Source organism: Arthrobacter sp. BL-252-APC-1A (genome assembly GCF_009696625.1).
Taxonomy (GTDB): Bacteria; Actinomycetota; Actinomycetes; order Actinomycetales; family Micrococcaceae; genus Arthrobacter_B.
Window position 1 is genome coordinate 331164 of the sequence record NZ_VULS01000002.1, and the last position, 12711, is coordinate 343874.

A 12711-nucleotide genomic window follows, 5' to 3' on the forward strand; every position below is an offset into this window, starting at 1 on the left:
CGGGCAGCCCGCCGTGATCCGGGCGATGACCGAGGACGATATTCCGGCTGTGGACGCGCTGGAGAAGGCGATGTTCCCCGTCGATGCCTGGCCAACCGAAATGTTCTACGACGAACTGCGCCAGCGGGATACCCGTTCCTACTATGTGGCTGAGGGGTCCGACGGCACAGTCATCGGATATGCCGGGCTGATGTGTGTGCTGCCCATCGCTGATGTGCAGACCATTGCTGTGGACAGCGCCCATGAAGGTGCCGGCACAGGCTCCAGGCTTCTGGCTACCCTCCTGGATGAGGCCAAGCACCGGGGAGCAGATGATGTGCTGCTCGAAGTGCGTGCCGACAATCCCCGGGCACAGCGGCTTTACCGCTGGTTCGGCTTTGACCAGATCCATGTCCGTCCGCGCTATTACCGAGATGGAGCGGATGCTCTCATTATGCGTCTGGAGCTTTCCTCCTGGCACGGTGCTCCGGTGCGCGAATCCAACCCTGTGAAGGACGTCCAATGAACCGCACCGCTCCCTTGGTGCTTGGCATCGAATCCTCCTGTGACGAGACCGGTGTGGGTATTGTCCGCGGCGATACCCTGCTGACCAATGCCGTGTCATCTTCCATGGAGGAGCATGTCCGCTTTGGCGGTGTCATTCCGGAGATCGCCTCGCGCGCGCATCTGGATGCCTTTGTTCCCACGCTGCGTCAGGCCCTGGACGAGGCCGGCGTGACGCTGGACGAGGTCGATGCGATTGCCGTGACTTCCGGTCCGGGTCTTGCGGGTGCGCTGATGGTTGGTGTTTGTGCTGCGAAGGCCCTGGCTGTGGCTACGGGCAAACCGCTGTATGCCATTAACCATCTGGTGGCCCATGTGGGTGTTGGCGTTCTTGAAGGCGGCGAACTTCCGGAGAACCTTGGTGCGCTGCTGGTTTCCGGCGGGCATACCGAGATCCTTCGGGTTGGGTCTTTGACCTCGGACGTTCAGCTGCTTGGTTCCACCATTGATGATGCTGCCGGTGAGGCCTATGACAAGGTTGCCCGGATCTTGGGTCTGGGGTATCCCGGTGGACCGGCAGTCGACAAGCTTGCCCGGCAGGGGAATCCGAAGGCTATCCGTTTCCCCCGCGGACTGACACAGCCGAAGTACATGGGCACCCCCGGGGCCCCGGGTCCGCACCGGTATGACTGGTCCTTCTCCGGATTGAAGACTGCTGTTGCCCGTTGTGTGGAGCAGTATGAGGCTGCCGGCCAGGAGCTTCCGGTTGCGGATATCGCTGCCTCGTTCCAGGAAGCCGTGGTGGACGTGATTACGTCCAAGGCTGTTCTTGCGTGTACTGAGCAGGGGATTACGAATCTTTTGCTTGGTGGTGGTGTTGCCGCCAATTCCCGGCTTCGCGAGCTAACTGCGGAGCGCTGTGCTGCTGCCGGGATTTCGCTTCGCGTTCCTCCTATTCGTTTGTGTACTGACAACGGTGCGATGGTTGCTGCCTTGGGTGCACAGATTGTCATGGCTGGCGGGGAGCCTTCCGGCGTGGACTTCACTCCGGATCCTTCGCAGCCTGTGACCAGCATTCACCTTCCTGCTGCCTAGCTGGAGGCCGGCGCTCAAGGTGCGGCGTCCTTCGGGCTGAGGGGTTTGCCTGGCTAGCCGAACCCCGGCAGGCCTGCTGTGTTGTAGTCCGGTCTCGGCGCCGGTGCGTTTGTCGCCTTGCTGGTGCGGCCCACGCTCTTTGCCGGTGACGGGCCTAGAAGGGCGGAGGGTCGTCCCCTGGACCTTTTGCAACCGGACTCCGCGGCGCCGGGAACCGGTTGCTGCCGGTGTTCCCGTCCAGCAGGGAGTCCAGTGCGGGGTCTGTAGTGTAGGTGCGGCCGGTCGGTGAGTTCCATTCGATGGTTCCGGCCCTAGGCTGGCGTGCTTTCCAGTGCCCGAGGGTTTTGAAGCGGTGGTGCTTGGGGCAGAGGTGTTCCAAGTTCGAGTGATCGGTTGGCCCGCCGTGCGAGTAGGGCGTGGTGTGGTCGATATCTGCGTGTGTGACTGCAACTGAGCACCCGGGAAAGCGGCAGGTGCCGTCCCTCGCCCGAAGCCAGCGTTTGAGCCCGGCAGGGATCCGCCGTGTCCGTCCCACGTTGAGAATTTCGCCGTTAGTGGGGTCTTGGAGCAGGGGCGTCCAATGCAGGGCGTCAAGGATCATTGAGCGTGCGGTCTCGGGGCTGATGGGTCCGTAGCCGCTGAGCTCTGCGGGGTCCTCATCTAGCCCGGCGAGAGTGTCTGCGTTGATCAGGACCATGACTTCGGTGCGGACTTTGGCGCGGTCCTGGTCCCGGTGCCTTTCGGCCCGTCGTGGACGCTTCGGCATCCCGCTGGCAAAGAGCTGGGGGCCATCGGGTCGGCGGGAACGGAAGCAGCCTTGGCCCCGGGGACGGAATCGGGGTCTGGGGTCTGCGGATCGCTGCGGAGGGAAGTGGTTTCCAGCCCGGTGGGGAGGTCGGGACGGATGCCGGATGCCTCAGGAGCTCCGGCTGGGGTGGCAGACGGTTCGCCTTCTAGGAGCAGTTCGGTGAGGGTGTCTGCGCGGAGCTGGTCCATGGTGCGGGGGTCTCCGGCCCGTTTGCCGGCTTTCGCTGCACCGGTGAGCGCAGCGAACATGGCCTGGCCTTTCTCTGCGGCGATGATCGCACTGAGGCAGGACATGCCGTCAGGCAGGGGCTGGAACGTCACCCGGCGCTTGTCCCTGGCTTGACGATGCCGGACGGGAACCAGGTCCGGAAACCGGGATTCGCGGAGTCTGCGGGCACGTCGCCCGAACCCGGCAGCAGTCCTGCCCTCAGCTGCGATGAGCAGATCCCGTTCAAACGCACCGCGCACACTCAGGACCGCGCCGGCCTGAACATTGCCTGCTGTGGCTGCTTCGCCGGGCCCGTCCGATCCAGCTGCCGGGCCTACCGGCGCTCCCTCTGCCCCAGCCGGTCCGCCGGTGCGTCTGCTCCGCCCGGCCCGGACTGCCCGGACCGCCCGAACTGCCCGGACCGCCCGAACTGTCCGGACCGTGCACCCGGGTCCTCGAGGCCAAGGTCCAACTGGCCGGACTCCCCGTCAGGCGGTGTACCGGCGCCAGTTGGTGCGGCTGCGGGTTCGGCACCCGTTTCGACCTCCGGAACCGCGGGGACGTCGGTGGGCAGGTTCTGGGTTTCCTCCAGAATGATCCGGGCGTGCTGGAGCGCTATCCGTCCTTCGGCCAGCTGAGCCAGAGTCTGCGGCGCATCGGAGCAGGCGCGTGGATTCGCTGATGAGCTGCATCGCGGTCATGTGCGGGATGTTCAGAACTGTGGATGCCTCGGCCGCGGCAAGGCTCATGGCCAGGGCCGGTTCTTCGCGTCCGGAGGCGCCGGCGATGTCGCGAGCGAAAAGCACTTCCAGCCGGGCAGCAACCGGGCCTGCTGCGCCTGCGCCCAGGACATCAGCATGCCCAGACGCTGCAATGCGGACACGGTCTCCTCGTAGCCCAGCCACTCCGCGCCGTAGAGCGACAACCGGCCGTTGAGACCCTCCGGAAGAGTTTTAGCGATACTGTCCGGGACTCGTACGTGGTCAGCGCAGAACACGGCCCCGGAAGCGGACGCCACCCTCTCTCACCCGCTTTTCGCGGCCGGTATTCAGACGAATACGGGCAGACAGCCGCTACGTGCTGAGGAAGCGGAACGGCGGTACCACCCGTAATCGAGGACTCCGAAAAGGGCCATTTAGGGCCCTGAAATGTCAGTGGCAGCTGAGAGTGTTGGGGTATGAACCGCTCCTCGGACACCACTGATTTCCGGTCTATTGGCCGGGAATATGGCGGTGCCGGGCCTCGGGTTCCCAGGCCAGATTCCCGGCTTTCCCCGCCGCAACAGAACGCCGCCGCTGGCGGTGTGCCCGGTTCGGATTCCGAGTCGTCCAACCCAGCAGGCTCCGGCCGGTCTTCTTCTCCCTCTGCCCCTGACAGCCCCAGCAGCTGGGCTGTTTTGCTGGCACCGAACCCCTAAGCTCACAGCCAGGAAACGCGGAAAAGCGGGGAAAGGAACTGCCCCGGCCCCGGAGTTGAGCCGCGCCACCGACGCGGCCAAAACGGAAGGCTAGCCCTCGCCGCGCAACTGGGCGACGCCGTCGTGCACCACTGCACGCAGATCGCCGCCGTTAGCCTCGGCCACACGGCGCTGGCGCTGGTAACCCGCACCGCGTTCGATAATGCCCGCAACATCAGCGAGCTCGGCACTGCAGCCAAGCTTCTCGGCGACCGGAGCCAGACGCGGAAGCACGTCCTCCAGGAGGTGCTCGGTGACCAGCTTCTCGTTGCCGGCAGCATCGAGAATGATGATGGCATCGAGACCGTAGCGGGCAGCACGCCACTTGTTCTCCTGCACATGCCACGGGGGCATGGTCGGAATCGTTCCGCCATTGTCCAGAATGGTGGAGAACTCGTCGACCAGGCACTGGGTCAGCGCAGCGATGGCTCCGATATCGGTAGCGGTAGAGAGTCCGTCGCAGACGCGAAGCTCAATGGTTCCAAGCGCAGGAACCGGACGGATGTCCCACCGGATCTCACTGATCGAATCAATCACACCGGTGGTGAACATGTCCTGAACATACGACTCGTACTCCGCCCAGGAACGGAACTGGAACGGCAGCCCCGCAGTGGGAAGCTGCTGGAACATCAGCGCACGCTGGGATGCATAACCGGTATCGTCACCGGACCAGAACGGAGAAGACGCAGACAAGGCCTGGAAATGCGGGAAGTAGTTCACCAGACCATCCAGTACCGGCAGGACCTTGTCCCTGGAATCCAGACCGACATGAACGTGAACACCGTAAATCAGCATCTGCTGGCCCCACCACTGGGTGCGGTCAATGAGCTTGGCGTAACGCTCCTTGTCCGTCACCGGCTGGGAACGCGGCACGGCAAAGGGATGGGTGCCGGCGCAGAACAGCTCCACACCCATCTCATCTGTGACCGCCCGGACGGCAGCCATGGAACGGGCAAGATCAGCCTTGGCCTCGGCCACGGTAGAACAGATTCCGGTCACCAGTTCAACGGTGTTTTCAAGCAGTTCCTGCTTAATGTGCGGGTGCTCGTCGTCCGGGCTGAGATTCGGATCATTGGCGTTCACTGCCCGCAGGACTTCGTCGGCTACCGAGAGCAGTTCACCGGACTCCCGGTCTACCAGGGCCAGTTCCCACTCGACCCCCAGGGTCGACTGCGGTGAAGCTGCGAACTCAATATCCAATACGTCTCCTGCTGTGCGCTTCGAAAGGTGTCTCCGGTTCCGCACCATTGCGTTCTTAGAGCTGACTTCAATCGTAGCCCGGCTGCCAGCCTGCTCAGTCCCGCTGCGAAAGCTCCGTCGGAGGGTGCCGCACGCCATAATGGAGCAATGCCGATCCTGAACAAAGACATGACCCTGTGCATCTCCCTGGCAGCCCGCCCGAGCAACATCGGCACGCGGTTCCACAACTACCTGTACGAACAGCTGGGATTGAACTTTATCTACAAGGCCTTCGCACCCGCAGATCTGGCCCAGGCCGTGGCAGGCATCCGCGGCCTGCCTATCCGCGGAGCCGCCGTCTCGATGCCGTACAAGGAAGACGTCATTGCCCTCGTGGACCGCATGGATCCCTCCGCCGCGGCGATCGATTCAGTGAACACAATCGTCAATGACGACGGCGTCCTCACTGCCTACAACACCGACTACCTCGCGATCGCACGGCTGCTCGCGGACCACGAGGTCTCCCCGGCCGGCTCGGTGCTGCTGCGCGGTTCCGGCGGCATGGCCAAGGCCGTGGCCGCGGCACTGCGCGACGCCGGTTTTGGCGGTGTCACGATCGTGGCGCGCAATGAAGGCACGGGCAGGGCATTGGCGGACCTGTACGGGTTCAACTGGATCCCGGAACCCGGCGATGCAACCGCGGACCTGCTCATCAACGTCACACCGCTGGGCATGGCAGGAGCCGACGAGGACATTCAGTCCTACGAAAACGAAACCATTGCCGCCGCGCAGACGGTGTTCGACGTCGTCGCCCTTCCCTCGGAGACGCCGCTGATCCGTGCCGCCCGTGCTGCCGGGAAGAAAGTCATTACCGGTGCTGAGGTCATCGCGATCCAGGCCGAGGAACAGTTTGTGCTTTACACCGGAGTCCGCCCAACGCCCGAGCAGGTGCGAGAAGCCAGCGAGTTTTCGCGCAGCTAGCTTTCCACGGGGAAGGAAACGGGTTCGACGACGATCGCCACGCGGTCCTCACCAATCCGGGTGAGGACCAGAGTGGCTTTGTTCGGGCCCTTGCCTGAGCCGGTGAGCAGCTGCTTGCGCAGTTCTTCGGGAGTGACGGCCATACCGCGCTTCTTGATATCCAGGACCCCGATGTCATTCGCCCGGACCCAGGCCTTCAGCGCCTTGACGTTGTAGGGCCGGACTTCGAGGATCCGGTAGGCGCGGGCGAACGGGGTCTCCATCAGTTCCGGTGCGGCAATGTAGGCGATGTGCGGATCCAGCAGGTGCCCGCCCAGGGAACGCGCGACGTCGGCCACCAGACCCGCGCGGATCACCGCGCCGTCGGGCTCATAAAGATAACCTTCAGCCGGGCCGGTCCGTACGTCCTGTGCGCCTGGAACGTAGTCTTCGTGCGAGGTCAGCTCCGCGGCACCATTGGGGCCGATGACCAATGCCGCGCGGCGGATGCCAGGACGGCGGAGTTCGTTGAACCACAGGGTGGCTTCGATGACGTCGCCGCCCACGGATACCCACTGGACTTCGCAGTTCGCCGGGACCGATTCATGCGGAATTCCCGGGCCAAGCTTCACTCCAACGGGCATCCCGCGATCGGCGAGGGACTCCACAAAGGACAGGGGAGGGGAGAAGGCCTCCGGGTCAAAGATGCGGGAAGTGCCCGACGTCGACGTGGTACGCCGTGCGGGATCCAGCCACACGCCGTCGAATCCCGTCAGGTCGAAGGACTCCGCGTCCCCCTGGACCACCGTGGCTTCCGGCCAGGGCATGAGGTTGATGGTGGCCACGGCGGCAGTGATTTCATCAAGCTCGACGGCGGTGACCTGGCGGTCCAGCGTGGCCAGGGCCAGCGAGTCGGCGCCGATGCCGCAACCCAGGTCGGCCACCCTTTCCAGGCCCGCTTCCTGGTAGCGCTGGGCATGCAGGGCAGCGACGTTGAGGCGGGTGGCCTGTTCGAGGCCGGCAGGAGTGAACAGCATGTGCTCGGCGAAGGGCCCGAACTTGGCGCGGGCCTTCATCCGCAGCTTGGCCTGGGTGAGGACGGCGGCAACGAGCTCGGGTGAGTGCCCGGCCTTGCGCAGGTCGGTGTTCAGCTTCAGGGACTCGGACTCCAGATACGGGCCGAGCGAGTTGAGCAGGGCCCAGCCTTCGGGGGTCAGGACGTGGGCAAGGGAAGTGTCGGGCATGGATACAAGCCTAGTTCGTTTGGCAGACCGCCCATGAGGGTGCCATGAGGCGTTGATGGGGAGTTCTCCCCATCGCAGTGTTCCTTTCGTTCCTTTAGAGTCTTAGGGTCCGCGTCTCATCCAGGGGGAAAATTGGCTGTTCCAGGCTATGACATATCCGTAGAAGCGTGCCGGGGGATCCTGAATACGGTTGGCACTGATCCCGGACCGGAGGCCGCGCACAGGGAACTGAGCGCTGCGGTCGATCAGGCCTTGGCAGCCATGCCCAGCCCGTCCATCGCCTCTGCACTGATGGAACTCTGGAACAGCACCCTCCACGTCCAGTGCGAAGCGGCCCAGGCGCGGGTACACAATGCGGTCACCGGTGTCGGGTCAGCCGTGGACGCCTACATCGCCGGCGATCTGGAGATGGCCGAGGAAGCCCGCAGGGCAGCGACGCAGGCACCGGACCTCGAACTCGACGATGTGAAGAGCATCTGATGCTGGACACCACAGGCCTGCAGGGCTGGGCGGAGCCGGAAACCACGCAGGCCGGTGCCGACGCAGTGAAATCTGCGGGGGCAGCCTTCCGGTCCGCGGTCGCCGACCAGGCAGCAGCATGGTCCGCGTTGTCCGGCTGCTACAGCGCGCCCGAGCGGGAAGATGTCCTGGCTGTTTTCACAAACATCACGCCGCACGCGGAACTGGTGGGTTCTGCGAGTGAGGAAGCGGCAGCAGCCCTGGGCAACTTCGCTGAACACGTCGCTGCACTCAAACCGCTGCGGCAGCAGCTCCTGGAACGCGCAGGCTCGTTCGGTCCGGCGGCCTGCACACCGGAGGACCCGGACGGCAGCATGCAGGAACTGTCCCGGTTAGTGCTGCAAAGCGAAATCGATGGTCTTGCGCGGCGGTACCAGGAAGCGGAAGAAACGTGTGCGGCCGCCCTGAACAGCGTCACCGGACACGATCCAGGCTGGCTGGGGGCTGTCGCCGGCCCGAATATTGGTCTTGTGGCAGCAGCAGCGGACAACGTCATGGGGGTCCATACCTTCCAGCGCGTCACGGTTGTCAACGTCCGCGAGGTCCCGATGCCGGTCCTGGAGCGGCGCTTCACTCCGCTGCTTGGCTCCTATGACCTGCTCACGGGTCCGGAGCAGCAGGGGCACCGTTGGCTGAGGCAGAACGGCCAGTGGGTTTCTGTTCATTCTCCCCTGCACCCCGACGCCGGTATCACCCGGCGCCAGTGGTTTACCCAGGAGGTTTACCGGACGGTGCGTGAATGGCGTCCAGAGGTAAACCGGACCCTGTACAACCAGTCCGGGTGGTACCGGACACGGGTGGATGCCAGCCCTGGCCGCTGGCACGTTCCGGATCCGCAGACTCCCCGCTGGGCGGAGACCCCCAACTCCCTGAAGGCGGTCAAGATCGGGGGTGGTGCACTCACATTAGCGATGGCCGGCATCACTTTCGCGGACAACAGGGCCGAGAACCACAACCAGCTGCTGCGCGAAAACCCGGACATGAGCGCCGCCGACCGGGAATTCCGGGCCAACGAGATGGCGGCTGTGCAAACCGGTACTTCCGTCGTGATCGACGTCGGAGCAGGCGCCGCCGGTGCTGCCATCGGCACCATGGTCGGCGGTCCGGTGGGAACAATCGTAGGCTTCGGTATAGGCATGGGCATCTCCTGGCTGACGGATGCCGGAAGCGACGGCAACAGCTTCAAGGACAAGGCATCCGATATTGCGGTTGATGCTTATGACAAGACGAAAGATCTCATATCTGACGGCTTTGAAGCTGCCGGCGACGCCTGGGACAGATTGTGGGGGAAATGACCGCCCGATCTAGTGTTGAAGCACCACCGGATCATCTCCCGCCTCGCGGAAACCAGCCAGAGAAGGACGTTGCATTGTGAGTGATTTACTGGTTTTCGGAATCTTGGGAGGGCTGGGGCTTTTCCTGCTGCTTTGCGGCATTATGGTCCACCTGAAACGGTGGCTGCGGCTCCTGCTCATGAACGGACTGTTTCCGGGGCAGCCGGCCCTGGCGACGACGTGGCTTGGGTTGTCCTTTTGTCTGCTGGCCCTGGGCGGCCTGGTGGGGACGGAGAGGTTGCCGGATCCGGTACCGGGTCTCCTGGGGCTGATCTTGTTCCCTGCCATGATTGCGGGCGTGGTTGGAATGTTCTGGTATCCAATGTTCCTCCGGCCCCGCTGGATGCGCCGTGACGCAGCACTGCAGGCCAGGGGCGAAGACCTCTTCGCCAAACGTTTCCTTCAAGGGCAGGGCAAGCCGTCAGACGGACAGCAGCCGTGAGCGGGGGACTCATCTCGGAAGTGGCCGCAGGGCTTGTGGTACCCCGGCCCGAGGGCTGGGAACAGCTGGACGCCCCGGCGGACAGTGTTGTGCTGGCCCATCCGCCCGTCCCGGAAGGACACTTCCGCCCGAACCTTGTTCTGCGCCGCAGCGAATCAGATTCTGTTTCGCTGCCCCGGCTCTCAACGGCTGCGCTCGGGGGCACCCTGGTCCTTCCCGGAACACACATCATCTCCAATGAGCTGTGGCATCAGCAGCTGGACCCCCAAGGGGCTCTGGTCGAAGGCCGCCGGCAGCGCTTCGTGAGGGTGGCCGAGGGACAGGTTGTGTGCGTGGACCGCTGGCTTTTCAGCGACTGCGGCGGTTCGCTGGAAGCCACGGCAAGTTATGCGCTCGAACAGCACACCGGGATGCGCCCGCTGTTCGAGGACATGGTCTTCCAGATGCGCCGTGCAGCTCCTGTGGCAGCAGGAGCCCCAGCCAGTCCTGCCGGTGCCCAGCCCCGACTTGACCCGGCAGCTTCGCGGCTGCTCCAGACAGCTGCTGAGGATCTGGCGCCGCTGCGGGCCGAGCAGCGCCACCGGGTGAGAGGACAGATCATTGGCCCGGAGAGCCTCAGCCTGCTGCTGTCCATGGCAAACCGGGATGCGCTGGGACGGTTTGACGCGGCCGGCGCCGGGGAATCTGCCGCCCAGCTGCAGGCACTGGGGCTGCTGGACGGCCGGCGGCTGACTCCGTCAGGAAGGGCATTCGTGCAGCCGCTGCGTGGGCTCCAGGCGCAGTTCACGGTCAGTGTCGTCGGCCCTGATGGCTCCACCGGCATGGATGCCTGGCTGGGAGCCGGCTCGGCGCTGGTCGCCGCCGGTCCTTCCGCCTCCGAGATACGGTCCACGGTCATGCCTCTCGGCAGCTGCGAGCTGCTCTGCATTGACGCTGCAGCGCTGCCCGTCTTCCTTGCAAAATGGCTTCCCCTGGTACCAGCCTGGACCGCGGGCCAGTACCCGCTGCGGCTGTCAGGAGACCTGTTTGAGCACCGGCTCAACACGGGCTCCGACGTCGAGGCTCCAGAAGGACTGGGTGAAGCCGAAGCACGGATGTGGGCCCAGCCCTGGGTGGGCTGGAACGTTGAGCATGTGCACAGCGGCAGAAAGCTGGGCTGGGTCACGGCAGGAGACGCGGGCCCGTTCCTGGCGACCGCCGATCCACGGAACGGCGGCGTGGCCCTTGAACCTGAGCCTGCGTCGGCGGTTTGGGACACCCTGGTCGATTTCATCCTTGCGGCAGCCCAAGGAGCATTCGACCCGCGGTGAGCGGCGGACCCTCCACGGGTAGGCGAGCCAAGGCACACGACCGGGTATCTTGGGGGCCATGACTGAGATGGCTGTTGATTCCCTCGATGTTCTGCGCCGGCGCACCAGTGCCAAATGGCGCACCCATCCGGAGGATGTCCTCCCGCTTTTCGTGGCGGAGATGGACTATCCCCTCGCGACGCCCGTGGCCCGTGCGATGATCGGGCGGATCGAAGCGTCCGACGTCGGCTACGTTTCCGGACCCGGTCCGGTGGGTCCGGCGTTCGCCGGCTTCGCGCAGCGGCGCTGGAACTGGGAGGTGGACCCCGAGGATGTACGGACCACCACCGACGTCAGCGTGGCAATCGTGGAGACTCTTCGGAAGGTTCTCGACCCGGGGGACGAGGTCATCATCACTCCACCGGTTTATCCGCCGTTCTTCGACCTTCCGCTGGAGGCGGGCGGCAAGATACGTGAGGTGCCGCTGCTGCAGGACGACGCCGGGTGGTCCCTGGATCTGGGCGGACTCGAGGCGGCCTTCGCCGCGGGTGCCAGGGCGTTGCTACTGTGCAACCCGCACAACCCGCTGGGCCTGGTGCACCCTAAGGAAACGCTCGACGCCGTCGCTCGCCTTGCTGCCAGGTACGGTGCCACCGTGGTCAGCGATGAAATCCATGCGCCGCTGGTCTACTCCCCGGAGGCCTTTACTCCCTTTCTCTCGGTGTCCGATGAGGCACGCGCCCACGGTGTATGTGTCACTGCGGCCAGCAAGGGGTGGAACATCGCCGGGTCAAAGTGCGCACTGATGATTGCCTCAGCCCCCGAAACCCGGCTGCTGCTGGATGAAATGCCGGAGGAAGTTGGCTTCCGGACCTCGATCCTGGGCCTGCACGGCACGGCCGCCGCGTATGCGGAGGGCGAGGAGTGGCTCGACGGTGTGCTGGTAGTCCTGGCCTCCAATCGGGAACTTTTATGCGAGCTTCTGGCCGCGGAGCTGCCGGGAGTGGGATACCGGATGCCGGACGCGAGCTATCTCGCGTGGCTGGATCTGCGTGCACTGGGCTGGGGGACGGATCCCGCGGAGTATGCCCTGGAGAAGGCGCGTGTGGCGCTGGAACCCGGCCTAAAGTTCGGGACAGCCGGGGCAGGCTACGCCCGGTTGAACTTCGGCTGTGCGCCCGAGGTGCTCGAGGAAGCTATCCACAGATTGAGCGCAGCCAGAGGTTAACTGCCTGGAAACCCGTACGCTCACCCGAAACGGAGCACAGCGCCGGCGGGGGCAGGGAACCTCCCGGCGCAAACTATGGAGGGTTTCAGGAGGGGACATGCCGTTGAATGGCTACAGCGTCAATCCGGAAGGATGCGCAAGCGTCCTTTCCCAGGTAGAGGAAGACGAGGCCAGGCACGAGGCGGTGTCCGCCCTGCGGAATGGCATGTGCGCAGCAGAGGCAGCGTGTACGGGCGGTTTTGGAATGGTGGCGCAGGCGCTCGCCGAGGTATGGCAGGACACTATGAGCCTGCAGATAGAGGCCGCGGAGGCACGCATCCGCAACGCGGCTGAGGGCGTCCGGGAGGCAGTGTCCATTCTTGCGGGCGCGGAGCAGGAGATGGCTGAAACAGCGAAGGCCGGCCTCGCTGAGCTTCAGGCCGAAATCCTGTGGGAACCTCAACTGAACAGGGCCAGCTGATGCCGAT

General features: G+C 64.6%; 13 protein-coding genes and 1 pseudogene. 9 read left to right on the top strand and 5 right to left on the bottom strand.

What is annotated here, in order from left to right:
• The first annotated feature begins 25 nt into the window (after positions 1 to 25).
• The gene (rimI, locus tag FYJ28_RS04340; protein ID WP_154578517.1) at positions 26 to 505 is read left to right on the top strand and encodes a ribosomal protein S18-alanine N-acetyltransferase; all 480 of its coding nucleotides are present in this window, start codon (positions 26 to 28) and stop codon (positions 503 to 505) included.
• Positions 502 to 1578 (top strand): tRNA (adenosine(37)-N6)-threonylcarbamoyltransferase complex transferase subunit TsaD, encoded by a 1077-nt coding sequence (gene tsaD / locus FYJ28_RS04345; protein WP_154578391.1) that lies wholly within the window; start codon positions 502 to 504, stop codon positions 1576 to 1578. Before rimI ends, tsaD begins: the two co-directional genes overlap by 4 nt.
• 154 nt (positions 1579 to 1732) lie before the next feature.
• Here tsaD and FYJ28_RS04350 read toward each other — a convergent pair whose 3' ends face one another.
• The 4 genes and pseudogenes from FYJ28_RS04350 to FYJ28_RS04365 all read right to left on the bottom strand — a co-directional run bounded on the left by FYJ28_RS04350 (position 1733) and on the right by FYJ28_RS04365 (position 5249).
• Positions 1733 to 2275, bottom strand: a complete 543-nt coding sequence (locus FYJ28_RS04350) for an HNH endonuclease (protein WP_195840592.1) — start codon at positions 2273 to 2275, stop codon at positions 1733 to 1735.
• Positions 2266 to 2868, bottom strand: a pseudogene (locus FYJ28_RS04355) (DUF222 domain-containing protein); the annotation flags it as partial. The gene FYJ28_RS04350 and the pseudogene FYJ28_RS04355, both read right to left, overlap by 10 nt.
• 470 nt (positions 2869 to 3338) lie before the next feature.
• On the bottom strand, positions 3339 to 3518 hold the full coding sequence (locus FYJ28_RS04360) for a hypothetical protein (RefSeq protein ID WP_154578394.1): 180 nt from the start codon (positions 3516 to 3518) through the stop codon (positions 3339 to 3341).
• 582 nt (positions 3519 to 4100) lie between these two features.
• On the bottom strand, positions 4101 to 5249 hold the full coding sequence (locus FYJ28_RS04365; RefSeq protein WP_055239400.1) for a glutamate--cysteine ligase: 1149 nt from the start codon (positions 5247 to 5249) through the stop codon (positions 4101 to 4103).
• 147 nt (positions 5250 to 5396) lie between these two features.
• Between FYJ28_RS04365 and FYJ28_RS04370 the strand changes: the two genes are divergently transcribed.
• Complete coding sequence (locus tag FYJ28_RS04370; RefSeq protein WP_154578395.1) at positions 5397 to 6209, top strand: shikimate 5-dehydrogenase; 813 nt, start codon at positions 5397 to 5399, stop codon at positions 6207 to 6209.
• On the opposite strand, the gene FYJ28_RS04375 is transcribed toward FYJ28_RS04370, so the two are convergent.
• Positions 6206 to 7432, bottom strand: a complete 1227-nt coding sequence (locus FYJ28_RS04375; RefSeq protein ID WP_154578396.1) for a class I SAM-dependent methyltransferase — start codon at positions 7430 to 7432, stop codon at positions 6206 to 6208. The two genes, FYJ28_RS04370 and FYJ28_RS04375, sit on opposite strands and share 4 nt — an antisense overlap.
• 132 nt (positions 7433 to 7564) lie before the next feature.
• On the opposite strand from FYJ28_RS04375, the gene FYJ28_RS04380 reads away from it, so the two are divergent.
• The 6 genes from FYJ28_RS04380 (at position 7565) to FYJ28_RS04405 (ending at position 12704) form a co-directional block, all read left to right on the top strand.
• Positions 7565 to 7912: a DUF6507 family protein gene (locus FYJ28_RS04380; protein ID WP_055239402.1), complete on the top strand. Its 348-nt coding sequence runs from the start codon at positions 7565 to 7567 to the stop codon at positions 7910 to 7912.
• Positions 7912 to 9246, top strand: coding sequence for a hypothetical protein (locus FYJ28_RS04385; RefSeq protein ID WP_154578397.1), 1335 nt, complete (start codon positions 7912 to 7914; stop codon positions 9244 to 9246). The genes FYJ28_RS04380 and FYJ28_RS04385 overlap by 1 nt, the downstream gene beginning before the upstream one ends.
• A 76-nt stretch (positions 9247 to 9322) precedes the next feature.
• The gene (locus FYJ28_RS04390; protein ID WP_055239404.1) at positions 9323 to 9727 is read left to right on the top strand and encodes a hypothetical protein; all 405 of its coding nucleotides are present in this window, start codon (positions 9323 to 9325) and stop codon (positions 9725 to 9727) included.
• Complete coding sequence (locus tag FYJ28_RS04395) at positions 9724 to 11037, top strand: hypothetical protein (protein WP_154578398.1); 1314 nt, start codon at positions 9724 to 9726, stop codon at positions 11035 to 11037. The genes FYJ28_RS04390 and FYJ28_RS04395 overlap by 4 nt, the downstream gene beginning before the upstream one ends.
• A 58-nt stretch (positions 11038 to 11095) precedes the next feature.
• Positions 11096 to 12244, top strand: coding sequence for a MalY/PatB family protein (locus FYJ28_RS04400; protein WP_154578399.1), 1149 nt, complete (start codon positions 11096 to 11098; stop codon positions 12242 to 12244).
• A gap of 97 nt (positions 12245 to 12341) precedes the next feature.
• A complete protein-coding gene (locus FYJ28_RS04405; protein WP_154578400.1) occupies positions 12342 to 12704 on the top strand; it encodes a DUF6507 family protein in 363 nt (120 codons plus the stop codon).
• The last annotated feature ends 7 nt before the right edge of the window (positions 12705 to 12711 follow it).

What these genes read in the sequence shown, in the direction of transcription:
- FYJ28_RS04405 (WP_154578400.1), top strand. Translation starts at nt 12,342, where the DNA reads ATGCCGTTGAATGGCTACAGCGTCAATCCGGAAGGATGCGCAAGCGTC.
- FYJ28_RS04350 (WP_195840592.1), bottom strand. Translation starts at nt 2,275, where the DNA reads ATGGTCCTGATCAACGCAGACACTCTCGCCGGGCTAGATGAGGACCCC.
- FYJ28_RS04370 (WP_154578395.1), top strand. Translation starts at nt 5,397, where the DNA reads ATGCCGATCCTGAACAAAGACATGACCCTGTGCATCTCCCTGGCAGCC.
- FYJ28_RS04400 (WP_154578399.1), top strand. Translation starts at nt 11,096, where the DNA reads ATGACTGAGATGGCTGTTGATTCCCTCGATGTTCTGCGCCGGCGCACC.
- tsaD (WP_154578391.1), top strand. Translation starts at nt 502, where the DNA reads ATGAACCGCACCGCTCCCTTGGTGCTTGGCATCGAATCCTCCTGTGAC.
- rimI (WP_154578517.1), top strand. Translation starts at nt 26, where the DNA reads ATGACCGAGGACGATATTCCGGCTGTGGACGCGCTGGAGAAGGCGATG.
- FYJ28_RS04385 (WP_154578397.1), top strand. Translation starts at nt 7,912, where the DNA reads ATGCTGGACACCACAGGCCTGCAGGGCTGGGCGGAGCCGGAAACCACG.
- FYJ28_RS04375 (WP_154578396.1), bottom strand. Translation starts at nt 7,432, where the DNA reads ATGCCCGACACTTCCCTTGCCCACGTCCTGACCCCCGAAGGCTGGGCC.